Raw genomic sequence first — 25,375 nt, 5'->3', positions numbered from 1 at the left:
TGTCCCCCTGGCTCGCCATGTCCGTGCGTCCTGCCCCTCTGTTTGCCCCGCTGACCCCGCGCGCCCTGGTGCTGGCGGTACTGGCGATGGGCGCGGTGGTGCTGCTGTCCAACGTACTGGTGCAGTACCCGATCAACGATTGGCTGACCTGGGGTGCCTTCAGCTATCCGGTGGCGTTCCTGGTCAGCAACCTGATCAACCGCCGCTTCGGCCCGGGCCCGGCGCGCCGCGTGGCGTGGATCGGCTTCCTGGTGGCGGTGCTGCTGTCGATCTGGGTGGCCACGCCGCGTATCGCCATTGCCTCGTGCTCGGCCTTCATCGTGGCGCAGCTGCTGGATATCACCGTGTTCGACCGCCTGCGCCGTGGCAGCTGGTGGCGCGCACCGATGGTGGCCACCACCTGCAGTGCGACGGTGGACACCACCATTTTCTGGTCGATTGCATTTGCCGGTTCGGCGTTGCCGTGGGTGAGCTGGGCGGCGGGTGACCTGGCCGTGAAGCTGGCCATCGGCGTGTGCCTGCTGGCGCCGTTCCGCGCGCTGCTGTGGAAGATGGCACCGCTGCGCGCGACCAGCTGACCGCCATTGCCCTGGTAGGTGCCAACCTTGGTTGGCACGCTGTTGCCGGGGTCATGAACGCTGACGGGTTGTGCCAACCAAGGTTGGCACCTACCAAGTGCGCATTCCCGCACAACCACGCATCACCCGAACGGCAACTTCGCTTCAACGCACGCCGAAGCGATCGCCGCGCACGCGTCTTCAATCGCAGGCGTGGTCGGTGCCAATCGCGGGCGCCGATCCAGCGTGCAGGCCAGGCCTACGTCCAGCAGCGTGGCATGCGCGCCATGCAGCCCCTGCGCGGTGGCATCGGGCAGGAAGCCGGCAACCGCCAGCGCATCGATCAACGACGGTGTATCGCGCGGTTCCAACAGCGCCGCATGCTGCGCGCTGCGCGCCAGCACGCCGGTCTGCAGCAGGAACTCGAGGTCCACTACGCCGCCGGCACCCTGCTTCAGGTCCAGCCGCGCGGCATCGCTGCGGTCCAGTTCGGTGCGCATGCGGCCGCGCATCTTCAGCACATCGGCATACAGCGTCGCCGGATCGCGCTCACGACCCAGCGTCTGCGCACGCACCTGTTCGAAGTCGGCCAGCAGGCTGGCATCACCGGCCACGCCGCGTGCGCGCACCAAGGCCTGGTGTTCCCAGGTCCATGCGCGTTCGCGCTGGTATTCGGTGTAGCTGGCCAACGAAGACACCAGCGAACCCTTGCCACCGTCCGGGCGCAGGCGCACGTCGATGTCGTACAGGCGGCCCGCAGCAGTGACCGCACCGAGTAGCGCCATCACCTTCTGCGCCAGGCGCGCATACCAGCGACCCGGCTCCAACGGCCGCGCACCATCGCTGGCGTCCACGCCGGCCGGGTTGTCGTGCAGGAACACCAGGTCCAAGTCGGAACCGAAACCCAGCTCCAGCCCACCCAGGCTGCCGTAGCCGATGATCGCGAAGCGGCCACCGGGAATCTCGCCGTGTGCGGCACGCATGTCCGCTTCGGCCATCGCCAGCACGGTGACCACCACCGCCTGTGCCAGCTCGGCCAGTTGCCGCGTGCTGTCCACCGCCCCCTGGCGCCCGTCCAATGTGGCCATCGCCATGCGGAAGCTCAGCGCCAACCGCGTCTCGTTGAGCCAGCGCAGTGCGGCTTCGGGATCCTCCACCGCCAGCACCTGCTGGCACTCGGCCAGCATGCCGGCGGCATCCGGCATCGGCCCGGACACGCGCACGTCCAGCAGTTCGTCCAACAGCAATGGATACGCGGCCAAGCGTTCGGCAAGCAGCGCACTGCGCGCCAGCACATCGACCAGGCGCGCCAATGCACTCGGTTGTTCGTCCAGCAGCGCGAGATAACTGGTCCGGCGCAGCACCGCCTGCAGCAGGCCAAGCACGCGCTTGAGCGCGGCATCCGGTTGCGGTGAACGCGTGGCGGCATGCAGCAGCGCCGGCAGCACACGGTCCAGGCGTGCGCGCGCGGCATCGGACAAGGACTTCACGCCGGTGCCCTGGGCGAAATCACGCAATGACTGGTCGGCGCCGTTGGCATCGAGGAAGCCGGCTTCGGCCAGCAGCGGTGCGTTGCTGCCGTCGGGCAAGCTGCGCCAGTAGTTGGCCAGTGCGTCGGGTGCGGCCTGGCCTTTGCGCGGCGCCAGCAGCGCGGCGAATTCGGTACTGACCCGCGCCTGCTGCACGGCCAGTGCCGCGCGCAGTACGTCCCAGTCCGGATAGCCGAGGCCAACGGCGATGCGCTCACGGTCCAATGCATCGCTGGGCAGCACGTGGGTCTGTGCGTCGCGCAGCATCTGCAGGCGGTTTTCCAGCCGGCGCAGGAACAGGTAGGCCTCGCGCAGCGCCGCGCCATCCTCCGGCGCGATCTGACCGGCGGCGACCAGCGCATCCAGTGCCACCAGCAGTCGGCGTTCGCGCAGGGCCGGTTCGCGACCACCGCGGATCAGCTGCAGCGCCTGGCACAGGAACTCGATCTCGCGGATGCCACCGGCGCCGCGCTTGATGTCTTCGTGCAGCTCGCGGCGCGCGACTTCGGCGGTGATCGCCGCCTTCATCTCGCGCAGGCCATCAAGTGCGGTGAAATCCAGGTAGCGGCGGTACACGAACGGGCGCAGGGTCTGCAGCCACGCTTCACCGGCCTCGATATCGCCGGCCACCGCGCGCGCCTTCAACCATGCATAGCGTTCCCAATCGCGGCCCTCGCGCTGGAAGTACTGGTCCATTGCCGCGAATGACAGTGCGACGCGGCCGGCGCTGCCGAACGGGCGCAGGCGCAGGTCGACGCGGTGGCTGAAGCCATCGACGGTGGTTTCGTCCAGCAGCTTGGCCAGGCGCTGGCCGAGGCGGGCGAAATACTCTTCGGCGGCCAGCGCGCGCGGGCCATCGGATTCGCCGCCGTGCGGGTAGGCGTAGACCAGGTCGATATCGGAACTGAAGTTGAGCTCGCCGCCACCGAGCTTGCCGAGGCCGAACACCACCAGCTGCTGCGGGGCGCCTTCGCCATCGCGAACCACACCGTGGCGCTGGGCGAACTCCTGCTGCAGCGCGTCCAGCGCCAGCCGCAGGCAGTCCTCGGCCAGGGTGGTGGCGCCGGCCAGGGTCTGCGCCACGTCGTCCAGCCCAGCCAGGTCGCGCCAGATCAGCCGCGTGGACATCGCCGCACGCCAGCGCCGCAGCTGTGCCGGCCAATCACTGGGCTGCAGCGGGTCAAGCACCGGCGCCGGGATCGGCGGGCAACCCGGGGCGGCCAGCTGCGCCAGCAGCGCCGGTTGCCGCACCAGGGTATCCAGAGCGAAGTCGCTGGCCACCGCCAGCCGGGTCAGCAGCGGCAGCAGGTCGGCCGGGGAGGGCTCGGGCAGCGCCTGGGCCAATCGCGACAAGGCGCGGTCGACAACGGGCTGGAGGGCGTCGGACAGTTCAGCGGGGGCGAGGGTCATGCCCCGATTCTCGCGGGGTCGGATCCCTTTGCCAACGGCGAAGGGCCCTGACCCCGAGATGCCGCCGGTTGATGCCGCTGGTGGGGTCAGAGCCTTTTGCCCTTGGCAAAGGAATCCGACCCCGATGGGGTGCCGCGTATTCATACTGGACGGCAGGCAATAAAAAAGCCCGCTTGCAGCGAACTGCCAGCGGGCTCTGCTCCCTCCCCCACGTCGGGATGCAGGGCCATCGTGCGGGCTGCGAAAGCACTTTGCACGCTGCACTGCAAAACAAAACCGGCGGGTATGGGTGAGCCCTCCGGGGAAAAGCCATTCCACGAAGGTAGAACCCCCCGTACGGATGAGGATGGCCGATAATCGGGATTCCCCCCAGCAACACGTGTCGTCATGTCTGTTGATCGCATCGCCAACGCGCGTCTCCGTGACCGCGTGGTCTCCGCCGAGGCCGCAGCCGCGCTGATCCAGCCCGGTGAAACCGTGGCCATGAGCGGCTTTACCGGCTCCGGGTATCCCAAGGCCGTTCCCGTCGAACTGGCCCGCCGCATCGAAGCGGTGCATGCCCAGGGCAACCCCTTCCAGATCAAGCTGATGACCGGTGCCTCGACCGCGCCGGAGCTTGATGGTGCGCTGGCCAAGGCCGATGGCATCGCCATGCGCATGCCGTTCCAGAGCGACCCGGATGCGCGCAACCGCATCAACGAGGGCAAGCTGGACTACATCGACATCCACCTCAGCCACGTGGCCCAGCACGTGTGGTTCGGTTTCTACGGCGAGATCGATACCGCCGTGATCGAAGTCTCGGCCATCCGCGAGGACGGTTCGCTGGTGCCCTCCACCTCGGTCGGCAACAACAAGACCTGGCTGGACCTGGCCAAGAAGGTGATCGTCGAGGTCAACGAGTGGCAGCCGGCCGGCGTCGACGGCATGCATGACATCTACTACGGCACCGCGCTGCCGCCGCACCGCAAGCCGATTCCGCTGGTGAACGCCAACGACCGCATCGGCGACACCGCACTGCGCTGCGACCCGGACAAGATCGTGGCGGTGGTGCGTACCAACGGCCCGGACCGCAACAGCCCGTTCAGCCCGATCGATGCCACCAGCGAGCAGATCGCTTCGCACCTGATCGAGTTTCTGCAGCACGAAGTGAAGAAGGGCCGCCTGCCGCCGAACCTGCTGCCGCTGCAGTCGGGCGTGGGCAACATTCCGAACGCCGTGCTGGCCGGCCTGGCCAAGAGCGGTTTCCGCGATCTGGCCGCGTTCACCGAGGTGATCCAGGACGGCATGCTCGACCTGCTGCGCGACGGCGTGCTGAGCTATGCCTCGTGCACGGGCTTTGCACTGAGCCCGCAGGCCAACGAGACGTTCAAGGAGAACATCGATTTCTACCGCGAGCGCATCATCATGCGCACGCAGGAAATCTCCAACCACCCGGAACTGGTGCGCCGCCTGGGCTGCATCGGCATGAACGGCATGATCGAGGTGGACATCTACGGCAACGTCAATTCGACGCACGTGATGGGCACGCGGATCATGAACGGCATCGGCGGTTCGGGTGACTTTGCCCGCAACGGTTTCCTGTCGGCGTTCCTGAGCCCGTCCACCGCCAAGAACGGCACCATCTCGGCGATCGTGCCGATGGCCAGCCATGTGGACCACACCGAGCACGACGTGTCGGTGATCGTGACCGAACAGGGTCTGGCCGACCTGCGTGGCCTGACCCCGCGCAAGCGCGCGCAGGTGCTGATCGACAACTGCGCGCACCCGGATTTCCGCCCGCAGCTGCAGGATTACTTCGACCGTGCCAGCCGCGAAAGCTACGGCAAGCACACCCCGCACCTGCTGCCGGAAGCGCTGTCGTGGCACCAGCGCTGGCTGGATACCGGCACGATGAAGGGCTGACGCCCGCGGCTGTAGAGTCGAGCCATGCTCGACTCTCCTTCCCTGTGCAGCCGAGCATGGCTCGGCTCTACAAGGGCCCGCTCCACAGAATCCCTGTAGAGCCGAGCCCACGCTCGGCTCCACGGCAAGTCGTTTACCCGCGCAGCGCCGCCAACGATTCGGCCTGCAGCCGCTCGTAGATCTCGAACTCGTCATTCACCGCCACGCCCAGCGCCTGCTCGAAGGCCTCGCGGTTGGCGTGTGCTGCATAGGCGCGCTGTTCTTCACCGCCCAGGTTCGACTGGAAGATGCCTGCGGCACTGACCGGCAGGAAATCCTCGTAGACAATCGGATCGGCCGTGGCCAGTCCGGCGGCCACCAGCACTTCAGCCGGCAGATCGGCCACGCGCTCGGGCGCAGCGCGGCCGGCGTCGGTCAGCTGGTAGCGGTAATAGCCCAGGCCTTCCTGGCGCAGCGTGTCATGGTCATCCGGGAAGCTGGCGAACACCGCCTGCAGGCGCTGGCCGTAGTCGCCGCCAGTGCTGCCTTCGCCACCGGCATCGCGTGCCTGCGACAGCAGCTGGTCGTACAGCGCGCGGCCCTTCGGGGTGAGCGCAAGGCCGCGCTGTTCGATCTCGCCGAAGCGCGCGGTATGGGTGCCGGCATCCCCGCCTTCGCCGCCCGGGAAATGCACGGCCTCTTCCAGTGCCTTGAAGCTGGTCTGGCGCAGCAGGATCGGGCAGGCGCGGCGCGGCGGGCCTTCGATCACCGCCTTGGCCGCCATGCCGTGCTCGATCATCGCCGCCTGCGCGGCATCGATGTCCAGCGTGCGTGGGGTCAGGTGGTTGATGTGCGGGCCACGGAAGCTGACCACGTCGGCCACCAGGCGATGCGCGTTGTGCAGCGCGTGGTAAGTCGGCAGGTCGACGGTGGCATCGCCGTGCCAGCGGAAGGTTTCCAGCGCCTCGTCGACGAAGCGCTCTGCATCGGCCTGCGACAGGCCGCCGTCACGCTCGGCCTGGTCGATCAGCGCCAGCGCGCCGTCGGTGAAGATACGGCGTCGCGCAAGGATCTTCGCCGATTCGGCACGCAGCGCTTCGTCTTCGATCAGCTCCAGGCGCAGCAGCGAGGTGAACACGCGGAACGGGTTCTGCGCCAGCGCGGTGCCAGTGAGCGGGCGGAACGCGGTGGAGTGCACCGGCACGCCAGCCACCGACAGGTCGTAGTAGCCCACCGGGTACATGCCCATCACCGCGAACAGGCGGCGCAGCGTGGCCAGCTCCTGCACGGTGCCGACGCGGATCGCGCCATGGCGCTCTTCATCCAGGCGTGCACGCTCGTCGTTGCGCTGCAGCTGCGCGGCCAGCGCCGGATCCTGGGCAAGCACCTGCGCGTTGATCCGCTCCACCAGTTCCACCAGCGTGCCGTACAGCGGCACTTCGGTGCGGTACATGCGGGACATGGCCTGCGCGAACAGGCGGCGGATCACATCAGGCGAAACGAAAGAGGCGCTCATCAGTCACTCGATTACGGGAACGGGGAACAGCTCGGACCCGTATTGTCGCCGGAGTGCGTGGCGGCGGCGATATGCAGAGCAACATGGCGCCGGGCCCGGGCAGGTCTGGTGGGTGCGAACCTTGGTTCGCACTGATCTGGCGGGGGAAGGAGCAAAAGGCGTGCGAACCAAGGTTCGCACCCACCAGAATCAGCCAGCGGCCGGCGCTACCGCTTCAACTGGCGCTTGAGGGTGGCATCCAGGGTGATCGGCCGGTCCCAGTGCTGGTAGCTGGCCACGATGGCATGGCGCACGGCGCGGTAATGCAGGTTGTCGGGCTTGGCGGGCATCCGCTTCACCACGGCTTCCCAGCCGCCCTCCGGGTCCTGGCTGAAGGCGCGCACGCTGTCGCGGCAGGTCTGGCCGCTGGCCTTGGCCCAGAAGCAGGCGAAATAGATGTCCCCGGCCTGCCATCCATGGGTGGTGAACAGCGCGCTGATGTAGCCGCGCGGCACGTCGGCATAGCGCGACACTTCGTCGAGGAAGGCGTCGGGGTAGCGCTCGGCGTAGTGGTTGATGTCCTGCAGCTGGGCATCGACCCAGCTGTCGCCGGTTCCCACCTCATACGCAGCCGAACGCTCGGCGGTCTGCTGGGCCAGCACGGTGGCCGGCGCCAGCAGCAGGGACAACAGCAACACGCGCAGTCGGAGGTTCATGGCCCGATTCTGCCGCAGCCGCCGGGCCCTGTCAGGCCGCCGCGGCGGCCTTGGCCTCGATCGCCGCCAGTGCAGCCGGCCAATCGTGGGCGGTGTCGGCGGTCACCATGCGCGGTTCGTCGTCGGCCACACCGTGCTGGGTCTCGTGTGCCCAGGTCACTGCATACGGGGTATGCACGCCCCAGCCACCGAGGGTGACCACCGGCTCGATGTCCGAACGCAGCGAGTTGCCGACCATCACGAAGCGCTGCATCGGCAGATCGAATTCGGCCAGCACGCGGGCATAGGTTTCCGGATCCTTCTCCGAGACGATCTCGATGCGCGGGAACAGCTCGGCCAGGTTGGCGACCTTGATCTTCGCTTCCTGGTGGAACAGGTCGCCCTTGGTGATCAGCACCACCGGGTAGTGCTCGGCGATGGCCGCCACCGCTTCGCGCACACCGTCGATCAGTTCGACCGGGTGGCGCAGGGTGTCGTGGCCGATGTCCAGGATGCGCTGGATGTCCTTCGCGTCAATGCGCTGGCCGGTGATGTCGATGGCCGCTTCGATCATCGACAGCGTCATGCTCTTCACGCCGTAGCCGAAGGTGCCCAGATGGCGCTGCTGCACTTCCAGCAGGTGGCGTGCGGTCTGGGTGTCATGCACATCGACGTAGCGCGACAGCAGGTCAAGGTAATCCTGCTCGGCCTTGCGGTAGTAGTCCTCGCTCTTCCACAGCGTATCGTCACCGTCAAAACCGACCAGGCCGATGGCGCGCGACGGCGCAGGCGTGGAGGTGTTCATCGCGCAAGGATACAGGGGCCATGGTGACGAAAAAAACCCGGGCGGCCGGAGCCGCCCGGGTTCCCATACGCCCCGATGCAGGTCTTACCTGCCCTGCGCACCCTGGGCTGCGCCGCCGGCGCCGGCCTGCTGGGCGGCCACGTAGGCCTTGTACTCGTCGGCACTGAGCTCGCCGTCCTTGTTGGTATCGGCCTGGTCGAACACCTGGGCCAGGCCCGCGTTCACCTGTGCCTCGGACTTGCTGATGGTGCCGTTGCCATCGGTATCGATGCTGGCCCAGGTCTGGCCACCGCCATTGGCCTGCGCCGATGCCGCTGCGGCCGCATTGGTCGCCTGGTCAGCGGCCTGGCCGGCCTGTGCAGCCGCCTGCTGGGCCTGCGCGGCCTCGTTCTGCGCATGCGCCGCCTGCTGCTTGGCCGACTGCGCCATCGCCGGAATGGCCAGCACGCTGCCAGCGGCGACGATCAGGGCGATCAGGGGCTTGCGGTTGCGAATAGTCATCAGGGGTGTCTCCTACCGATTGGGTGATGTTGCGCGGCGTGTTGTCTCCGCACGGCACCTACCCTGCCACCGCCTTTCTGAATCGATTTTGCGCCGCGACCGGCATCAACACACGCGATTAACCACTCGCCACCGCACATGCTTTAGCACGGTGGTTAGCGCGAAGTGAGTGGCTCATAAGCTGCGCATTCAGCGCGCCAGGATTTAACCGGCAGCGAACGAAAAACCTGCGTCAATTCGCGGTCTGGGCCGATGACCGCGAACTGAACATCACCCATCCCAGCGCAACACCGGCGAGCGCGCCGGCGATTTCCAGCACCACGCGGCTGCCCAGTTCGTTCGGATCATGGATGGTGGACAGGAAGATGCGCGCGTACAGCGGTGACTCCAGCCGCACGATGCCCATGTAGAACAGCTTCCACGCATCGATGCCGGCGGAGGCCACCACCGAGATGACACAGGCCCAGCCGATGGCATGACCCATCGACCAGTGCAGCAGCCGGCACAACCGCGACCACAGGAAGTACACCAGCAGGCCGACCAGCAGGGCGATGGCGCCGGCTTCCAGGGTGCCGAGCAGGCCGAAGTGCAGGGGAAGGTTCATCGGGTGGGCAACGGTGGGAAGGCGGTCAGTGTAAGGGTATCGGCAGGGTTGCACCCTGCACCCGCAGAGGCTTCAGGCAACGGCCAAAGCCAAAGCCAAGGCCAAAGCGGCATACCGAGGGTTGGCGGGGCACTGTGAGTGTGCGGGGCCGCCGTGAACCCATCCATGAAGTGCCCCCCGAGACTTGGACGGGGTCAGGCGGCCGATTGGGCCTGCTCCCGGTACTTTACCGGGCTCAGACCTTTCAGTTTCAGTTTGATGCGCTCTTCGTTGTAGTACTGGATGTATTCCACCAGCCCAGCCTCCAGACTCTCGATGCTGTCAAAGCTGTTCAGATAGAAGAACTCCGACTTCAACGTTCCGAAAAAGCTCTCCATTGCCGCATTGTCCAAACAGTTGCCACGCCGGGACATGCTTTGCTTCAACGAGTGCTTTTCCAGCATGTGCCGGTAGTTTTCATGCTGGTACTGCCAGCCCTGGTCAGAATGGATCATGGGGCGCTCATCCGGGGAAAGCTTGCTGATGGCCTCCTCCAGCATCTGACCCACCAGATCGAACACGGGCTGGCGCTTGATCTGATAAGCCACGATTTCACCGTTGTAGAGGTCCATGATCGGCGACAGGTACAGCTTCATGCCCTGCACCTTGAACTCGGTGACGTCGGTCACCCACTTCTGATTGGGTCGCTCGGCCTGGAACTCACGATTGAGATCGTTGCCAACCACAATATTGGCCGCCCCCTTGAAGGCCCGATAGCGCTTGACGCGCACGCGCGATTTCAGGCCCATCTCCCCCATCAGGCGCTGTACCCGCTTGTGATTGGTCCGATGGCCCTGATTGGCCAGTTCCAGCGTCACCGTGCGATAGCCATAGCGCCCTTGGCTCTGATCGTAGATTGCACGGATACGCTCACGCAGGTCTGCCTCGTCCTGATCCGGATGGGCCAGGACATGGTTCTGGTAATAGAACGTACTGCGCGACAGCCCTGCCGCTTCGAGCAGAAGCGACAGCGTATGAACCTGCCTCAATCCTTGGATGGCTTGCGCTTTGCGTCTTGCGCCGCCTGCTCTTCCCGGATCAAGGCATCGAGTTTTTTTAGGTAGTCGGTCTCCGCGCGCAGATAGGCGACTTCCTTGAGCAGCTCATCGCGGCTCATATCCTCAGGTGGCTTGGACGAACGGGTCTTTTTCATCGGCTTTCGGGGCGGCGGCAGGGGCGGTGCCAACGCTTGGGCACCGCCCTGAGCATACAGGCGCCGCCACTGCCCCACTGCGCCGGCATCACCAATCTGAAAGTAGGTGGTGGCCTCGCGCCCGGACATGCCGTCCTGGCTCATCTTCTCCAGGACAGCCAGCTTGAACGCGAGGTCATAGGACCGGGCCTGGCGGTGAAACCCGCGCCAACCGTGCAGCCGATAGGTCGCCACCCAGCGTCTGACCGTGGAGAACTCCAGGCTGTGGCGACGAGCAACGGCTTTGACCGATGTGGAGGTCTTGCAGGCCTCTTTGGCGACCTGCAGTTTGAAACGCGCGTCGTATCTGTTCATGTATCCCTCGGGGTTGGATCTGGCGTCCAACTCCCGGGGGTCACTTCACCATGGGGGCTTGGTCGCCGCATCCATGCGGCTCACACCCCGCACACTCACAGTGCCCCGCCTTCGACAGTATCCAGGTGGCCAGTAGATCCACGCCATGCGTGGATGAATCTCCATCGAAATCGAATATCTCGATGATTGAACAAGGAGCAGCCGAGCATGGGCTCGGCTCTACAACGGACCGCGCGGGAAACTGTCAGAGGCGGGGCGGTGCCGGAGTGCGGGGTGTCAGCCGCATGGATGCGGCTGCCAAGCCTCCATGGACGGATTTACGGCGTCCCCGCACTTCGGCACCGTCCCGCCAACCCAAGGAGAGCATGCTGTTGCTGTTGCTGTTGCTACTCCAGATTCTGCGGGTGCAGGGCGCAGCCCTGCCGATACCCCTACCGCACTGGGACGTCGTACGCGGTACCGGGATCCGGTTCGGGTTGCAGGGTGTAGTGCCACCACTCCTGCGGGTAGTTCACGAAGCCACGCCGCGCCATCGCCTGCAGCAACTGTTGGCGGTTTGCCTGCTGCCCCTCGCTCAGTCCGCTCGCCTGCGTGTGCGCACGTGGCCCGAAGAAGTCGAAGTCGGTACCCATGTCCAACGGCGTGCAGCTACCGCTGCGGCAATCCAGCAACCCAAGATCCACCGTCGCGCCACGGCTGTGGCCAGAACGCTCTGCGATGTAGCCATCGGCCAGCAGCCGCGGCTTGTCCAGGTCCGGGTACTGCAGCGCCTTGCGCGAGAGTTCGCCCGGGTCGTTCACCCAGGCCATGAAGGCCTGCACCGAGCGTACTGGCCGGTAGCAGTCGTAGAGGCGCAGGCCAAAACCCTGCGCACGCAGATCCTGTTCCACCCGCGCCAGCGCTTTCGCCACCGGGGCCAGCAGGTAACAGGAAGGAGCCTCGTAGCCCGGAACACGCGCGCCGGTGAAGTTGTTGGCACCGGCGTAGCGGATATCCATGTCGATACGCTGCGACAGCGAACGGATCTCCACCAGCCCGGCGTCGGCCGCGCCGGTGGCGGGTGAAACACGCGGTGGTTCAGCGGCGTGGGCGGTCGCCGCCAGGGCAGTCACCAGTACGAGTGAAATGCAGGTCCTGGAAGTCATAGCTGAAGTCGATGTCCGGATCGATCGCACGCAGGTCCAGTGTCGGTGCCGGGCCTTCGCCTGGCTGCAGCCACGCCTGCGCGTCGTCGCCCAGCGTATCCCAGCGCAGCAGCCAACGCTCCTGCAGTTGCAGCACGGCACCCTGCAGCCGTGGCGATCTGTCCACGCTGAAGCGCAGGCCGTCCCTGTCCGGGCACAACGATGCGGGCCCCAGCCAGGGATCACTGTAGCGACCCTGCCAGCGCGGCAGGTCATCGCCGCGTGCCGGCTGCGCGGCTGCGGTCGCCGGCCGTTGGTGGCCAGACGCTGCCTGCGCCGCTCGGTCAGCCTTCAGTTCGGCCAGGTACTCCATCGCCGGGCGCGTATCGTCTGGTGCGGTGAAGCGCTTCAGCATCGCCTGCATCAGCGCCGTGCGTGCGTCCTCGCCTTCGCCGTTGATCAGCATCACCACGCCCACCCTGCGGTCGGGCAGCAGCGCCAGCGATGAATACATGCCTGACAGCGTGCCGGTATGCGCCACCTTCCACTGCCCGTCCATGTCCGACACCCGCCAGCCATACCCATAACCGTAGAAATGCGCGTTGTCCCAGCGCCGCTGGCGCTCGCCCAGTGGCATCGGCATGTGCAGGGTCCACAGCGTGCGGCGTTGCGTGCTGTCCAGCCAGTCAGGTACCAGGGCGGGATCGAGCAGCACCTGCATCCAGCGTGTCATGTCGCGCAGCGAACAACGGATGCCACCCGCCGCCATCGAGGGCAGGTCCGGGCTGATCGCAGCATCGGCGTTCACCACCTCGTTGCGTTCACCACGCCAGGCATGCGGCTGTGCCACGTTGCCCACGCGCTTCACCGACCACGCCCCCACCTGGCAGCGCGTCATGCCCAGTGGTTCGAACACCTGCTCGCGCATCAACTGGTCGTACGGCTTGCCACCCGCCGCCGCCGCCACTTCGCCGGCCACCACGTACATCAGGTTGTCGTACGCATAGCGGCTGCGGAAGCTGCTGACCGGCTTCAGGTGCGCCAGCCCGGCGATGATGTCGGCACGGGTGAAGGCGTTCGGCTCCGGCCACAGCATCAGATCACCGGCGCCCAGGCCGAGGCCGCTGTTGTGGATCAACAGGTCGCGCACCTGCATCTGCTGGCCCACCCACGCATCGTGCATGCGGAAGCCCGGCAGATGCCGCTGCACCGGATCATCCCAGTGCAGCCTGCCCTGCTGCACCAACCGCGCCAGCAGCGCAGCGGTCATCGCCTTGCTGTTGGACGCGATCTTGAACAGCGTGTCCTCGTCGATGCGGCCGCCATCGCCGCGCGCGCCCCCTGCATGGCGATGGACCACCCGCCCCTCCTCGACCACCGCCAGCGCCAGCCCGGGCAGATGCTCGGCCTGGACCACGGCCGCGATGTCGGCCTCGATTGCGGCGCTGTCGGCCGACGACGCGGACGGTGCAGCCAGTGCCGCCGCGAGGATCAGCAGGTGGTGCATGCGGGCAGTCCCTCCATTGCCTGCGCCGTCACGGTGGACGGCGCGGATCGTGGCCTCAGAAGTTCCAGGTCACCACCAGCTGGGTATAGCGCGGGGCCTGCCAGCGCGTGCCGGTGGCGAACGTCGCTTCGCGGTACTGGCCGGGCTGCGCCTCGTAGCGCTGGTGCACGTTGATGGTCTTCTGGTTGTTGAACAGGTTGTACACCGACAACCGGGCGCTGAGGTCGATGCCCTCCACCGGCAACCGCCAGGTCACGTTGGCGCCCATGGTCCAGGTCCACGGCAGGCGACCAAACGCACCGCGCGGGCTGTACTCGAACTGGCGCTGGTTGTACGGGCCCGAACAGTTGGCCACGCACAGCCAGCCGGTGCCACCGCCACTGCCCTCGCTGGAGGTGCTGCCACCGGCGATGGAGTCGTTCGGCCACATCACGCCGTAGGCGGTGATCGGGCCACCGGACTGCACCTGCAGCGTGGTGCCGAACGACCACTGCTTGTTCAGCGCATACGCGGCACGCAGCTTGAACTGATGGCGGAAATCGTTGAACAGCACGCCATAACGTTCGTTGGTGGCCGGGTGGTCCCAGAACTGCACCATGCCGGTGTCGCCGTAGTTGGTATCGGAGTTCACCGGGCCTTCGAAGTTGCCCTCGCTCTTGGACCACAGATAGGACGCGTTGAACATCCACTTCTCGTCCCAGGCACGGTCGATCTGGAACTCCAGCGCCTTGTAGGTACGCTTGGGCTTGGAGTAACCGATCACCTCGCCACTGCCGCCCTTTCGATAGCCGCTGTTGGCGGTGTCGATGGTGATCCAGCCTTCGTTGGCGCAACCGATGCTCTTGTCGCCCCAGATCGTCAGGCTCTCGCCCGGGTTGGCGATCGGCCAGAGCGTGCTGGGGGTCGGGCCGCACGGGGTGTAGTTGATGCGGATGTCATCCAGCGCGCGGGTCATGCGCCGGTAGGTGGCGTTGACGCCCCACGACCAGGCCTGGTTGATCATGTTCTGGAAGCCCAGGATGTACTCGTCCTGGTAGACCGCCTTCAGGTCACGGTCCACGCTCTGGCGCAGGTCGGCACCGCCGGTGTTCATGCGGGTGTCGGTCGGCCCGATCTGCTGGCCGACGATGGGTGCCATGTACGGCGAACCGGTCGGCGAGGTTTTCCGTTCCCAGCCGTTCAGCACGTAATAGCTGTATTCGTCGGTCAGGCCACCGGCGAAGTTCACGTTGATGTTGTTGGTGACCGGCAGGTAGTAGCGGCCGGCGTTGCCGAACAGCTTGGTGCTGCCATCGCCGCGCATGTCCCAGGAGAAGCCGACGCGTGGCGCGATCAGGTCGTCCATCTTGATGAACGCCTTGCCTGCAGCGGTGCGGTTCTCGAAGCGGTCCCAGCGCACGCCAAGGTTCAGCATCAGGTTCGGGGTGATGTTCCAGATGTCTTCCAGATAGAAGGCATTGGCCTCGGTCTCGAAGGTGCCGCCCGAGCGGCGGTTGCGAGCACGCAGCATCTCGGTGACGCCGGCCGGTACGTAGGCGTTGGCGCCATCCCACACTTCATCGCCGGGCCGCGCCACGTAGGCGGTGTAGCTCAGCTCGGTCGGCCCTGGATAACGGGTGGACTGCTTGGTGGTCATCAGTTCGCGGTCGACACCGAAGCGCAGCAGGTGGTCGCCGAGCTGCCATTCGAAGTCCAGGCGCGCGACATCGCGGGTGTCATCGCGCTCGGCCACGGCCGCGCCGGTCGGGTGGCAACCGGCGCGCAGCCCCTGCAGCTTGCCCAGCCGCGGGCCGTAGGTGCTGTCGGTGAACACGGGGCTGCAGGCCTGGTCCAGCGACGAGTTGGTGAAGGCGCGCTGCTTGTTCTGGCCGACCATGGCACGCGCGGTGAAGTTCTGGCCGAAGTGGCCGGTGTAGGTGGCCGACCAGTTGCGGCCGCCGGTCTCGGTGACCGAGTCGCCACCCCACGCACCGAGCTGGTCGGCCTTCCAGTTGTAGCCGTACGACGCATTGGTGACATCGCCCTCGTCGGAGAACGCCAGCAGCGCCAGGCTGTGGTTGTCGTTGATGTTCCAGTCCAGCTTGGTGCCCCAGAAGCCGTTGCCGGAATCGTTCTTGAACCAGGTACTGCCATCGGACGAGGTGTTGTGGCCCTTGTCGCTGCGGTCCTCGTACATCGCGAACAGGAACAGCTTGTCCTTGATGATGGGTCCCGAGCCCCAGACGTTGGTCTTCAGGAAGGAATTGTTGTCGCGGCTGCCGTAGGAATGCGGAGTGCCGTCGCGGTGGAAATGATCGCCGCCACTGGCGCGCCACGCACTCGGCTCGGCGGTGACTTCAACACCGCCCTCGAATTCGTTGCTGCCCGAACGGGTCACGGCATTGATCACGCCACCGGTGGAGCGGCCGAACTCCACCGAGTAACCGCCGGTCTTGACCTGGAATTCGTTGAAGAACGCGAACGGCGCGGTGCTGAAGCCACGACGGGTATACATGTCGGTGACATTCAGGCCGTTGATGAAGACCGCATTCTCGGCCACCGATGAACCGGCGAACGACAGGCCACCGAATGAGGAGTTGCCGCCGACCACGCCCGGCGCCATCAGCGCGACCGCAGACAGGTCCTGCGCCACCGGCAACCGCGAGATCTCCTGGCGGTTGATGTTGAACGAGGTTTCGGTGGAGTAGACATCCACGCGGTTGATCACGCGGGTGCCAACCACCTGCAGTGCATCCAGGTTGGTGACACCGCCGCCGCTGGCCAGGTTGACCGTGGTGGTACCGCCGACGGCAACGCTGACCGATACCTGATCGCCCAGCTTCTGGCCATCGCGGCTGAGCTGCAGCTGGTAGTCACCCACCGGCAGCTGGCCGAGGCGGTAGCTGCCATCGGCGCCAACGGTGACGGCACGGGTCAGGCCGGTGCTGCTGCTGACCACGGTGACCTGGTCACCAGCGGTTGCACGGCCGGCGACTGCACCGCTCACGTTCTGTGCCATCGCGATGCCGGGCAGCACTACGCCCAGACACGCCCCTAGGGCGACGCACAATGCCGCCCGCTTGATGCTGTAAGCCTTCATCCCCTGCTCTCTCCTGCAAGAATTGAATGGTGTGGAATGCGATGTGTCGCGCTAGCGTTGCCCGGCTGGCAGTACCCGCCACTGGAAGTCGTAGCTCCATTGGTCGAAGTACAGGTTGCCGCCTGCCCACTCGGCCTCGCCGCGCTGCGAGTCGACCGTTTCCGAGCGGAAGTGCTGCTTGGCCGGCACCAAGGGCTGGCCGAAATCGTCGTTGAAGGCGATGCGGTAGCCATCGAGGCCACCCAGGTAGAAGTCGCGCAATGCCGGTACATCGCTGGCCAGCGCGCCGGTGGTCACGTCCATTGGCAGCCAGCCGTACGGCGCCAGGTAGACCTGCCCCCAGTCGTGCAGATTGTTGTAACCACTGCCATCGCCGGAGAACACCATGCCCGACTGCCAGCGCACGGGAATGCCGTTCATGCGCAGCAGCGCGATCAGCAGCAGGGTCTGCTGCCCACAGTCGGCATGGCCAGCGCGCAAGGCGTAATCGCTGATGTTGCTGAGCGTGGAGTATTCGCGTGCACCGGCCCACGGAATACGATCAACAGCAGCGAACAGCCTGCGCACCATTTCATGGGGGCGTGTTTCGCCCTGCAGCACCTGGTCGGAGAACAGCTTCAGCGCCGGGGTGAAGCGCACATGCGGCAGCTGTTCGGCCAGGTAGGGCTTCAATGCGGGATCGTTCGGTGTGGCCTGCACCTTGGCGGGATCGATCGCGGTATGCCGCGCGAAGATAGTCGCCGCGTAGCGGATCTCGAACCGGGTCGGCTTGCCGGCTACGGCTTTGGCTTCCAGGTAGGCGGTGCGCTGCGGGGTACCGGCCGGTGCCACCCGCGCCTTGCCCGGCGTGCTGCCCAGCCACTGCACCTGTTCCTGCTGCCCCGGGATCTCGCGCGGATAGGGAATCCATGCGCGCACGGTTTCGCCGGCCGGCACGGCATCGGCCTTCACCGTCAGCGTCTGGGTGAATTCGATGCGCTGTGGCAGCACCCAGGCCTGGCCGCTCTGTTCGGCGGCGGCAACCACGCGCGCGTGGTGTGCGTTGAGCACTTCGTTCGGGCCTAGCGCCGGCATAGGCGCATCTGCGCGGCGACGTGCACGCGCTTCGTCGCTGAGCAGGAACAGGTTCGACGGTGCACGCTTGAAGTACCGGCGCGTGCCATCGATATCGAGGTGTTCGATCAGGCCGAGCTGGTCCCAGCGCGCGAATTCCTCGTCGCTCAGGTCGGGGATCCAGCGGCGCACGGCGGCCTTCGCGGCCTGCTGGTCAAGGCTGAAATCCAGGCGGATACGGCGCATGCGCTCGCGCTGGAAGGCGCCTTCGGCAGTATTGCCTGCCGTTGCCAGCAGCGCTTCGGCATCGCTGAAACGACCGCTGTCGATCAGGTCGATCACCTGCGTCTGGCGCGCCCGCTGCTGGCTGCTGCGCGCATCCGCCGCCTGCGCGGCCGACGCCCACAGCAGCAGCGCGGCACACAGGCCGGCAGCAGCAGGCAGACGCGGTTTGCGAACGGCAGGATCCACAGCGACACTTCCCCAGCGCGGGTGGTAATGGCTGTGTAACACGGGCCGGAACACCGGTCAATAATTTATTCTTGCTTTCGCCAGAGAAAGGAATAAATATTCCAACTGGCATTCGAGGAGGGTATGCAGCGCATGATCCTGGCTTCCCGCGCACCGGACCGGCAGTGGTCGCGCCGGTTGACCCTGGCCCTGTGCCTGCTGGCCGCACCGGCCTTCGCACAGGCTGCACCGCCACCTGACCCCGGCGCGCCGCTGCCCTATGTGGTTGGCCTGCACGAGGCCTACCTGACACCGCAGTACTGGGCCGCACGCCTGGACAATGCCGATGCGCCGATCCTGGACCGCGCGCAGATCGACGCGCAGAACGCGCGGATGCGGGCGCAGGACAGCCACATCCAGGACATCGCTTCGCTGCCCGCACAGCTCGATGCCGCGCAGGTACGCGCCAGCATCAGCGCATTGTCACGCTGGCCCGAGCGTGCACTGTTCAACGAGAAGGGCAAGGCCATCGCCCCGGCGCTACGCAGCGGCATCCAGGCCAACCTCGGCCTCGATGCGATTCCCGCGCAGGTGACACCGGCCTACGGGCTGGTGGTGAAGCGTGCCGCGCTGCGCACCTTCCCCACCCGCGAGCGCGTCTTCAGCACTGCCGGTGACACCGACATCGACCGCTTCCAGGAATCGGCACTGTTCCCCGGTGACAAGGTTGCCGTGGTCCATCGCAGTACCGATGGCCATTGGCTGTTCGTGCACAGCGAGCGCTACAGCGCGTGGATCGAAGCCGACGCCGTCGCCAGTGGTGACAAGGCCATGGTGCTCGGCTATGGCGCCAAGGGACCGTACCGCATCGTCACCGGCGCCACCGCACAGACCGCCTACAGCCCGGAGGAACCGCGCGTCTCGCGCCTGCAGCTGGACATGGGCGTGCGCCTGCCTGTGCTGGCCGACTGGCCCGCCGCCGAACCGGTGAACGGCCAGCAGGCGCATGCCTCGTGGGTCGTGCAGCTGCCGGTGCGCGAAACCGATGGCCGCCTGAAGCTGGTGCCGGCGCTGCTGCCGCGCTCGCAGGACACCGCCGCCGACTACCTGCCACTGACCCCGCGCCTGTTGCTGCAGCAGGCCTTCAAGTTCCTTGGCGAGCGCTATGGCTGGGGCCACGACTACGACACACGCGACTGCAGCGGTTTCGTTTCCGAGATCTACCGCAGCTTCGGCGTGCTGCTGCCGCGCAATACCAGCGCACAGGCGATCAGCCCTGCGCTGGACCGCCTGCCCTTCACCGACAAGGTCGGCAAGGCCGCGCGCGACCGTGCGGTCACCGATCTGCAGGTGGGCGACCTGGTCTATATCCCTGGGCACGTGATGATGGCCATCGGCCACGTCGACGGCCGCACCTGGGTCATCCACGATACCGCGGGCGGCAGCTGGTTCGGTGCTGACGGCAAGCGCGTACAGGCCCACCTCAATGGTGTTTCGGTCACGCCGCTGGAGCCGATGATGGCCAGCGATACCGTCCGCTACATCGACCGCATCACCAACATCCAGCGCCTGCGCGCCAAGACTCCTGAATGAAGATCACTGCCATCGAACTGGGCATGCTGCGCGTGCCGCTGAAGACGCCGTTCAAGACCGCCCTGCGCACGGTGGAGACCGTGGAAGACGTGGTCGTACTGATCCGCACCGACACCGGCCACACCGGCTACGGCGAAGCCCCCGCCACCGCAGTGATCACCGGTGATACGCACGGCTCGATCATCGAAGCGATCCGCCACTTCATCGCGCCGCGCCTGATCGGCCAGGACGTGGTCAACCTCAATCGTCTGTGCGGGCTGGTGCAGACCGCGATGGAGCGCAACACCAGTGCCAAGGCCGCGGTGGAGATCGCGCTGTACGACCTGTGGGCGCAGCTGCACGGTGCGCCGCTGTACCAGATGCTCGGTGGCGGCGACCCGGTGATCACCACCGACATCACCATCAGCGTGGACTACATCGACAAGATGGTGGCCGATTCACTGTCGGCGATCGACCGCGGCTTCGAGTCGCTGAAGATCAAGGTCGGCAAGGACATCGGCCTGGACATCGAGCGGGTCAAGGCGATCCATGCGGCGGTGGAAGGCCGCGCCCTGCTGCGCCTGGACGCCAACCAGGGCTGGACCGCCAAGCAGGCGGTGCATGCGATGCGCACGCTGGAAGAGGCCGGCGTGGTGCTGGAGCTGCTGGAGCAACCGGTAAAGGCGGCCGACATCAGCGGTCTGAAGTACGTCACCGACCGCGTCAACACGCCGGTGATGGCCGACGAGAGCGTGTTCAGCCCGAGCCAGGTGATGGACCTGATCCAGCAGCGCGCGGCCGACATCATCAACATCAAGCTGATGAAGACCGGCGGCTTGTCCAACGCGATCCGCATCGCCGACATCGCCGGCATCTACGGTGTGCCGTGCATGATCGGCTGCATGATCGAATCCAGCATCAGCGTTGCCGCCGCCGTGCACCTGGCGGTGGCCAAGAGCGATGTGATCACCAAGGTCGACCTGGACGGCCCGTCGCTGGGCCAGTTCGACCCGGTCAGCGGGGGCGTGCATTTCAACGAATCGGAGATCAGCATCAGCGACGTGCCGGGGTTGGGCATCACCGAAGTGCGTGGGCTGGAGATGCTGGGTTGATCTCTGCCTTGCGGCTGGCCTGGCGTACAACTGACTCTTGGTCGGGCGTTACTTTTCTTTCCGCGGAAAGAAAAGTAACCAAAAGAAACGCTCCGCCGGCCGCGAGCCGGTGCTACGCACCGGTTCCCTGCGCTCCTCGGCCCGTCGAGGGACGGCGCGGGAACTCGCTGCGCTCAGACACCCGCCCCTCTTCGCCCTCGCCGGACCTGCGGTGCTCGGCTCGCTTGAAGGCGGACTCAACGTCAAAGGCAACAACTGCATCCCGTGGATCCACTACATGCGTGGATGCTTTTGCGCTTGCTTCTGCTCTACCCCGTATCCCCTTCGCGGCTGGCACGCGCGCGATCTGTCCGGGGTCGGGCGGGTGGGGTTTGCAGGGGTGTCCGCGCCATGGATGGCGCGGCCAAGCCTCCATGGACGGATTCACGGCGTCCCCTGCAAACCCCACCCGCCCGACCCACTCCATGACACGCTCTACGCTGCCAACCGCAACGCGCCTACACATGCCCGGACACCCCGCATGCCGCCCCTGCTGAAGATCCGTTCCGAGCGCGGGCAGATGTCGGCCATCGAACGCCGCATTGCCGACTTCATCCTCGACAACGCCCACCTGCTGCGCGACTACTCGTCCCAGCAGCTGGCCAGTGCGCTCGGCATCAGCCAGTCCAGCGTGGTGAAGTTCAGCCAGAAGCTCGGCTTCAAGGGCTACCCGGACCTGAAGTACTCGATCGGCCAGGATGTCGCCCGTGCTGGCGCCGATCCGCAGCAGGCACCCACCGAACCCGACAGCAGCGATGACTACCTGCGCCTGGGCGACGCCCTGCGTCGCAGCAAGGCGCAGGCCGAAGAGGAAACCCGCCAGGCGAACCCGCGCGAAGAGATCGAGCGCATCGTGCAGCTCCTCGACGGCGCGCCCAAACTGTTCGTCCATGGCCTGGGTGACGATGGCCTGTTCGCCCGCGAGTTCGCCATGCGGCTGTCGTTGCTCGGCCTGCTGGTGGTGCCGCATACCGACCCGATCCTGATGCTGGCCAACCTGTCGGCCGCGCGCCCCGGCGATGCGCTGCTGGTGTTCTCCGAATTCGGCAACCTGCCGCAGCTTTCGCAGCTGTCGCGCCAGTTCCAGGACATGGGTGGCAAGGTGATTTCCATTACCCGCCACACCGCCAACCCGCTGCGCGCGCATGCTGACGCAGCACTGGCGGTGTGTGCGCATGATCGCACGCCGCAGGTCGCGCAGCTGCTGTACCGTAGCGCCATGCATGCCCTGCTCGATTTCCTGTTCGTGCTGCTCTGCCACGCCAATCCGGACCGCCAGCAGCAGCTGGCGGTGAATCTGGAGCGGATCGACCACCTGCTGGATTCCTGACCGGAGCACCTGTTGATGAAATCGCTGGTCCGTCTCGCTACCGCTGCGCTGCTGCTTGCCGCAACGGTGTCCGTCCACGCCGCGCCGCTGGAGGGTGCGCGCCAGCTGATCGTGGTCACCAGCGATGGCTGGGACAGCACCCAGGGCCAGCTGCAGGCCTATGTGCGCGATGGCAAGGGCTGGCATGCGCATGGACGGGCGTTCCCGGTGGCGCTTGGCCGCACCGGCAGTGCCTGGGGCCTGGGCCTGCACCCGGCGCAGGCCGACGGCCCGCAGAAGCAGGAAGGCGATGGCCGCAGCCCGGCGGGCGTGTTCGCGCTCGGCAGCGCGTTCGGCTATGCGGTCACCCGCCCCGGCACCGCGATGGCCTACCAGCCGATGCTCGACAGCAGCTACTGCATGGATGTGCCTGCCTCACCGTTCTACAACCGCATCGTCGACGCGAAGAAGGTCGGCAAGGCAGCCGTGGCAGGTTCCACCGAGCCGATGCGGCTGGATCTGCACAACAAGGGCGACGTCCGTTACCAGGAAGGCTTCGTCATCGCCCACAACCCGGACAACCAGCCTGGCAAGGGCAGCTGCATCTTCGCCCACCTGTGGCGGCAGCCCGGCGAGGCCACCGCCGGCTGCACCGCGATGCCGCAGGCGCGCATGCAGGCGCTGCTGGACTGGCTGCGGCCGCAGGATGCGCCTCGCTTCGTGCTGCTGCCGCGCGCCGAGTACGCGCGGCTGCAGGCGCAGTGGCAGCTGCCCGCGCTGGCCGGAGACACCCGTTGAGCACGCAGGACGAACCGCAGCTGCAGCGCGCGGTCAGCCGCTGGCAGATCGTCGGCCTGTCGATCAACGATGTGATCGGCAGCGGCATCTACCTGCTGCCGGCCGCCACCGTCGCCCTGCTCGGCCCCTTCAGCCTGTGGGGCGTGGTAGCCGCCGGCATCGTCGTGGCCCTGCTGGTGCTGTGCTACGCGCAGGCCGCCAGCTACTTCGATGAACCCGGCGGCAGCTACCTGTATGCCCGCGAGGCGTTCGGGCGCTTCGCCGGGTTCGAGATCGGCTGGATGATCTGGCTGACCCGCATCAGCTCGGCGGCTGCGCTCAGCAACGCGCTGGCCGATGCAGTTGCGCGTTTCTGGCCCTGGGCCGGTGCTGGCCTGGGCCGCGTCGCGGTGATCGTGGTGTCGCTGGGCTTCCTCACCGGCATCAACATCATCGGCGTGCGTTCGGCCGCGCGTACCGGCGTGGTGCTGGTGATCGGCAAGATGCTGCCGCTGCTGCTGTTCGTGGCCATCGGCGCGTTCTACATCGACCCGCAGCTGGCCTTCTCCGGCCAGCGCCCGGACCCGCATGACCTGCAACGCATGGGCGAGGCCGCGCTGCTGCTGCTGTACGCCTACGCCGGTTTCGAGAACATCCCTGCGGCCGCCGGCGAATACCGCAACCCGCGCCGCGATATTCCGTTCGCGCTGATCACCATGATCATCACCGTCACCGTCATCTACGGCGCGGTACAGGTGGTGGCACAGGGTACGCTGGCCGGCCTGGCCAGCTCGGCCACGCCGCTGGCAGATGCCGCCGCCGGCTTCGGTGGCGAAGCACTGGCGCTGATCCTGACTGTCGGTGCCACCATCTCCATCCTCGGCACCAACAGCAACACGATGATGATGGGCCCGCGCTTCCTGTTTGCGCTGGCCCGCGATGGCTACGGGCCGAAGATCCTGGCGCAGGTGCACCCACGCTTCCACACCCCGGCCGCGTCGATCCTGTGCCAGGGCCTGATCGCGCTCGGCCTGGCCCTGTCGGGTTCGTTCGTGCAGCTGGCGCTGCTGTCGATGACCACGCGCCTGTTCGCCTACATCGGTACGGCGGCTGCGGTGCTGGTGCTGGCCAAACGCTTCGCGGACCGGCCAGGTGCACTGAAACTACCCGGCGGCCCACTGATTCCGGTGCTGGCGCTGCTGCTGTGCCTTGCACTGTTCGCCAGTGCCAGCTGGCAGAACATCGCCGCCGCACTGGTGGCGTTTGCCATCGGCGCGGTGATCTACAAGCTGCCGCGCAAGGATGCCGACGCCGCGTGACCGGTAGCGCCGGGCCATGCCCGGCGGATTGATCTGGCGATCACGCTGCCGGACCGGGCCGTTAACCGCCACGCAGGCACGATCAGGCTTCGTCCACAACGGAGCCTTCCATGACCGAGTACCAGATCCCCGGCCGCGTACCGGACGACAGCACGCCGCGCGACGCGGTCAGCAACTACTGGCGCGAACGCTATACGTCCGAGCCCTACTACGACGACCAGCTGTTCTTCGAGGACTACGAACCGGCCTACCGCATCGGCCATGCGGCCCGCGCACAGGACATGATCCGCGCCTACGAACAGGTCGAAGCCGAGCTGGAATCACGCTGGGCCAATGAACGTGGCCGCAGCCGGCTGGAATGGGCCCAGGCGCGCGGCGCTGTGCGCCGTGGCTGGGAAGATGCACAGCTGGCGGACCCGCGGTTGAAGCGATAACGCCAGGCTTCTGTAGAGCCGAGCCCGTGCTCGGCTCTCGCACCACGTCTGTAGAGTCGAGCCATGCTCGACTGAGCCGAGCATGGCTCGGCTCTACACCAGGTCGATCACTCCTGTTCCGGCAGCGGTGGCACGACCGCGCTGCGCTTGCTCTCACCACCACCTGCAGCGATGAGGTCGCGGGTGTTCTTCTGCACCGCCACAGCGCCGAACAGCGACAGCGCATACGCCATGCCGTAGAAGCCCTTCTCGCTTGATGCCAGGGTGGCATTCCACAGCCCAACAAGCAGCAGCATCAGCGCCGACAGCAGCGCAAACCAGCACAGCGCGTAGTACAGCGCGCTCACCGGAATACCCTCGACGCGGTCACGCACACTCTTCTGCAGCGACACCGCCGCGAACAGGCCGAACAGCAGCAGGGTCAGGTAGTAGCCCTTTTCGTTGAGCGCCATCGTGGCGGCGTTGAACAGGCCGATCAGGTAGGCCGCCGCGCCCAGCAGCAGGGCCACCCACGAGGCGGCGATGAAGGCGGTGGACGGCTTGTGGGGCATGGCAGTGTTCATTGCAGATCCTTGCA

The 25,375-nt window shown here is 66.4% G+C and carries 20 protein-coding genes; 8 read left to right on the top strand and 12 right to left on the bottom strand.

The genetic code is table 11. The features are described 5' to 3' along the window. Positions 1-17: 17 nt before the first annotated feature. A complete protein-coding gene (locus ACZK0Z_RS02320) occupies positions 18-578 on the top strand; it encodes a queuosine precursor transporter (protein WP_049480270.1) in 561 nt (186 codons plus the stop codon). Positions 579-700: 122 nt separating this feature from the next. Here ACZK0Z_RS02320 and glnE read toward each other — a convergent pair whose 3' ends face one another. Next, complete coding sequence (gene glnE / locus ACZK0Z_RS02315; protein WP_197633702.1) at positions 701-3,496, bottom strand: bifunctional [glutamate--ammonia ligase]-adenylyl-L-tyrosine phosphorylase/[glutamate--ammonia-ligase] adenylyltransferase; 2,796 nt, start codon at positions 3,494-3,496, stop codon at positions 701-703. A 387-nt stretch (positions 3,497-3,883) separates the two neighbouring features. On the opposite strand from glnE, the gene ACZK0Z_RS02310 reads away from it, so the two are divergent. Continuing rightward, positions 3,884-5,398 (top strand): acetyl-CoA hydrolase/transferase family protein, encoded by a 1,515-nt coding sequence (locus tag ACZK0Z_RS02310; protein ID WP_019662193.1) that lies wholly within the window; start codon positions 3,884-3,886, stop codon positions 5,396-5,398. Between the two features lie 133 nt (positions 5,399-5,531). Here the strand turns inward: ACZK0Z_RS02310 and hglS are convergent, their stop codons facing one another. The 10 genes from hglS to ACZK0Z_RS02260 form a co-directional block, all read right to left on the bottom strand. After that, a complete protein-coding gene (hglS, locus tag ACZK0Z_RS02305) occupies positions 5,532-6,893 on the bottom strand; it encodes a 2-oxoadipate dioxygenase/decarboxylase HglS (protein WP_049432890.1) in 1,362 nt (453 codons plus the stop codon). A gap of 206 nt (positions 6,894-7,099) precedes the next feature. Then, positions 7,100-7,588, bottom strand: a complete 489-nt coding sequence (locus ACZK0Z_RS02300; RefSeq protein ID WP_197633703.1) for a hypothetical protein — start codon at positions 7,586-7,588, stop codon at positions 7,100-7,102. A gap of 31 nt (positions 7,589-7,619) precedes the next feature. Continuing rightward, the gene (locus ACZK0Z_RS02295; protein WP_111113189.1) at positions 7,620-8,372 is read right to left on the bottom strand and encodes an HAD family hydrolase; all 753 of its coding nucleotides are present in this window, start codon (positions 8,370-8,372) and stop codon (positions 7,620-7,622) included. 84 nt (positions 8,373-8,456) lie between these two features. After that, the gene (locus ACZK0Z_RS02290) at positions 8,457-8,873 is read right to left on the bottom strand and encodes an EF-hand domain-containing protein (RefSeq protein ID WP_106549734.1); all 417 of its coding nucleotides are present in this window, start codon (positions 8,871-8,873) and stop codon (positions 8,457-8,459) included. Between the two features lie 232 nt (positions 8,874-9,105). Further along, positions 9,106-9,477, bottom strand: coding sequence for a hypothetical protein (locus tag ACZK0Z_RS02285; protein WP_049432879.1), 372 nt, complete (start codon positions 9,475-9,477; stop codon positions 9,106-9,108). 194 nt (positions 9,478-9,671) lie between these two features. After that, positions 9,672-11,023, bottom strand: a protein-coding gene (locus ACZK0Z_RS02280) for an IS3 family transposase (RefSeq protein WP_197633811.1) whose coding sequence is annotated in 2 segments (ribosomal slippage) — positions 9,672-10,576 and positions 10,576-11,023 — 1,353 coding nt in all. Because the reading frame shifts where the segments join, the coding sequence is not laid out codon by codon here. A gap of 431 nt (positions 11,024-11,454) precedes the next feature. After that, positions 11,455-12,168 carry a M15 family metallopeptidase gene (locus ACZK0Z_RS02275; protein ID WP_197633229.1) on the bottom strand — a complete coding sequence of 238 codons (714 nt, stop codon included), beginning with the start codon at positions 12,166-12,168 and terminating at the stop codon, positions 11,455-11,457. After that, a complete protein-coding gene (locus tag ACZK0Z_RS02270) occupies positions 12,101-13,654 on the bottom strand; it encodes a serine hydrolase (RefSeq protein WP_197633230.1) in 1,554 nt (517 codons plus the stop codon). The genes ACZK0Z_RS02275 and ACZK0Z_RS02270 overlap by 68 nt, the downstream gene beginning before the upstream one ends. A 55-nt stretch (positions 13,655-13,709) precedes the next feature. Then, the gene (locus ACZK0Z_RS02265) at positions 13,710-16,733 is read right to left on the bottom strand and encodes a TonB-dependent receptor domain-containing protein (protein WP_197633231.1); all 3,024 of its coding nucleotides are present in this window, start codon (positions 16,731-16,733) and stop codon (positions 13,710-13,712) included. 51 nt (positions 16,734-16,784) lie between these two features. After that, positions 16,785-18,257: a transglutaminase domain-containing protein gene (locus tag ACZK0Z_RS02260; RefSeq protein WP_197633232.1), complete on the bottom strand. Its 1,473-nt coding sequence runs from the start codon at positions 18,255-18,257 to the stop codon at positions 16,785-16,787. A 132-nt stretch (positions 18,258-18,389) separates the two neighbouring features. Here ACZK0Z_RS02260 and ACZK0Z_RS02255 point away from each other — a divergent pair, with 132 nt between their 5' ends. From ACZK0Z_RS02255 to ACZK0Z_RS02230, 6 genes are all read left to right on the top strand, one after another. Continuing rightward, on the top strand, positions 18,390-19,829 hold the full coding sequence (locus ACZK0Z_RS02255; RefSeq protein WP_197633233.1) for an SH3 domain-containing protein: 1,440 nt from the start codon (positions 18,390-18,392) through the stop codon (positions 19,827-19,829). Beyond that, positions 19,826-20,920, top strand: coding sequence for a dipeptide epimerase (locus tag ACZK0Z_RS02250; protein WP_049432862.1), 1,095 nt, complete (start codon positions 19,826-19,828; stop codon positions 20,918-20,920). Before ACZK0Z_RS02255 ends, ACZK0Z_RS02250 begins: the two co-directional genes overlap by 4 nt. 520 nt (positions 20,921-21,440) lie before the next feature. Further along, a complete protein-coding gene (locus tag ACZK0Z_RS02245) occupies positions 21,441-22,289 on the top strand; it encodes a MurR/RpiR family transcriptional regulator (RefSeq protein WP_049426924.1) in 849 nt (282 codons plus the stop codon). A gap of 15 nt (positions 22,290-22,304) precedes the next feature. After that, positions 22,305-23,066 carry a L,D-transpeptidase family protein gene (locus ACZK0Z_RS02240; RefSeq protein WP_197633234.1) on the top strand — a complete coding sequence of 254 codons (762 nt, stop codon included), beginning with the start codon at positions 22,305-22,307 and terminating at the stop codon, positions 23,064-23,066. Next, positions 23,063-24,364: an APC family permease gene (locus ACZK0Z_RS02235; RefSeq protein ID WP_197633235.1), complete on the top strand. Its 1,302-nt coding sequence runs from the start codon at positions 23,063-23,065 to the stop codon at positions 24,362-24,364. Before ACZK0Z_RS02240 ends, ACZK0Z_RS02235 begins: the two co-directional genes overlap by 4 nt. Before the next feature lie 110 nt (positions 24,365-24,474). Further along, complete coding sequence (locus tag ACZK0Z_RS02230) at positions 24,475-24,798, top strand: hypothetical protein (protein ID WP_197633236.1); 324 nt, start codon at positions 24,475-24,477, stop codon at positions 24,796-24,798. A gap of 107 nt (positions 24,799-24,905) precedes the next feature. Here the strand turns inward: ACZK0Z_RS02230 and yiaA are convergent, their stop codons facing one another. Continuing rightward, positions 24,906-25,361: an inner membrane protein YiaA gene (yiaA, locus tag ACZK0Z_RS02225; RefSeq protein WP_049426932.1), complete on the bottom strand. Its 456-nt coding sequence runs from the start codon at positions 25,359-25,361 to the stop codon at positions 24,906-24,908. Positions 25,362-25,375 lie beyond the last annotated feature (14 nt).

Source organism: Stenotrophomonas sp. 116085_Sma (assembly GCF_056479585.1).
This window is presented reverse-complemented; position numbering and strand designations above follow the sequence as displayed.

What these genes read in the sequence shown, in the direction of transcription:
- ACZK0Z_RS02265 (WP_197633231.1), bottom strand. Translation starts at nt 16,733, where the DNA reads ATGAAGGCTTACAGCATCAAGCGGGCGGCATTGTGCGTCGCCCTAGGG.
- ACZK0Z_RS02295 (WP_111113189.1), bottom strand. Translation starts at nt 8,372, where the DNA reads ATGAACACCTCCACGCCTGCGCCGTCGCGCGCCATCGGCCTGGTCGGT.
- glnE (WP_197633702.1), bottom strand. Translation starts at nt 3,496, where the DNA reads ATGACCCTCGCCCCCGCTGAACTGTCCGACGCCCTCCAGCCCGTTGTC.
- ACZK0Z_RS02270 (WP_197633230.1), bottom strand. Translation starts at nt 13,654, where the DNA reads ATGCACCACCTGCTGATCCTCGCGGCGGCACTGGCTGCACCGTCCGCG.
- ACZK0Z_RS02240 (WP_197633234.1), top strand. Translation starts at nt 22,305, where the DNA reads ATGAAATCGCTGGTCCGTCTCGCTACCGCTGCGCTGCTGCTTGCCGCA.
- ACZK0Z_RS02250 (WP_049432862.1), top strand. Translation starts at nt 19,826, where the DNA reads ATGAAGATCACTGCCATCGAACTGGGCATGCTGCGCGTGCCGCTGAAG.
- hglS (WP_049432890.1), bottom strand. Translation starts at nt 6,893, where the DNA reads ATGAGCGCCTCTTTCGTTTCGCCTGATGTGATCCGCCGCCTGTTCGCG.
- ACZK0Z_RS02290 (WP_106549734.1), bottom strand. Translation starts at nt 8,873, where the DNA reads ATGACTATTCGCAACCGCAAGCCCCTGATCGCCCTGATCGTCGCCGCT.
- ACZK0Z_RS02320 (WP_049480270.1), top strand. Translation starts at nt 18, where the DNA reads ATGTCCGTGCGTCCTGCCCCTCTGTTTGCCCCGCTGACCCCGCGCGCC.
- ACZK0Z_RS02275 (WP_197633229.1), bottom strand. Translation starts at nt 12,168, where the DNA reads ATGACTTCCAGGACCTGCATTTCACTCGTACTGGTGACTGCCCTGGCG.
- yiaA (WP_049426932.1), bottom strand. Translation starts at nt 25,361, where the DNA reads ATGAACACTGCCATGCCCCACAAGCCGTCCACCGCCTTCATCGCCGCC.
- ACZK0Z_RS02300 (WP_197633703.1), bottom strand. Translation starts at nt 7,588, where the DNA reads ATGAACCTCCGACTGCGCGTGTTGCTGTTGTCCCTGCTGCTGGCGCCG.
- ACZK0Z_RS02285 (WP_049432879.1), bottom strand. Translation starts at nt 9,477, where the DNA reads ATGAACCTTCCCCTGCACTTCGGCCTGCTCGGCACCCTGGAAGCCGGC.
- ACZK0Z_RS02255 (WP_197633233.1), top strand. Translation starts at nt 18,390, where the DNA reads ATGATCCTGGCTTCCCGCGCACCGGACCGGCAGTGGTCGCGCCGGTTG.
- ACZK0Z_RS02245 (WP_049426924.1), top strand. Translation starts at nt 21,441, where the DNA reads ATGCCGCCCCTGCTGAAGATCCGTTCCGAGCGCGGGCAGATGTCGGCC.
- ACZK0Z_RS02230 (WP_197633236.1), top strand. Translation starts at nt 24,475, where the DNA reads ATGACCGAGTACCAGATCCCCGGCCGCGTACCGGACGACAGCACGCCG.
- ACZK0Z_RS02310 (WP_019662193.1), top strand. Translation starts at nt 3,884, where the DNA reads ATGTCTGTTGATCGCATCGCCAACGCGCGTCTCCGTGACCGCGTGGTC.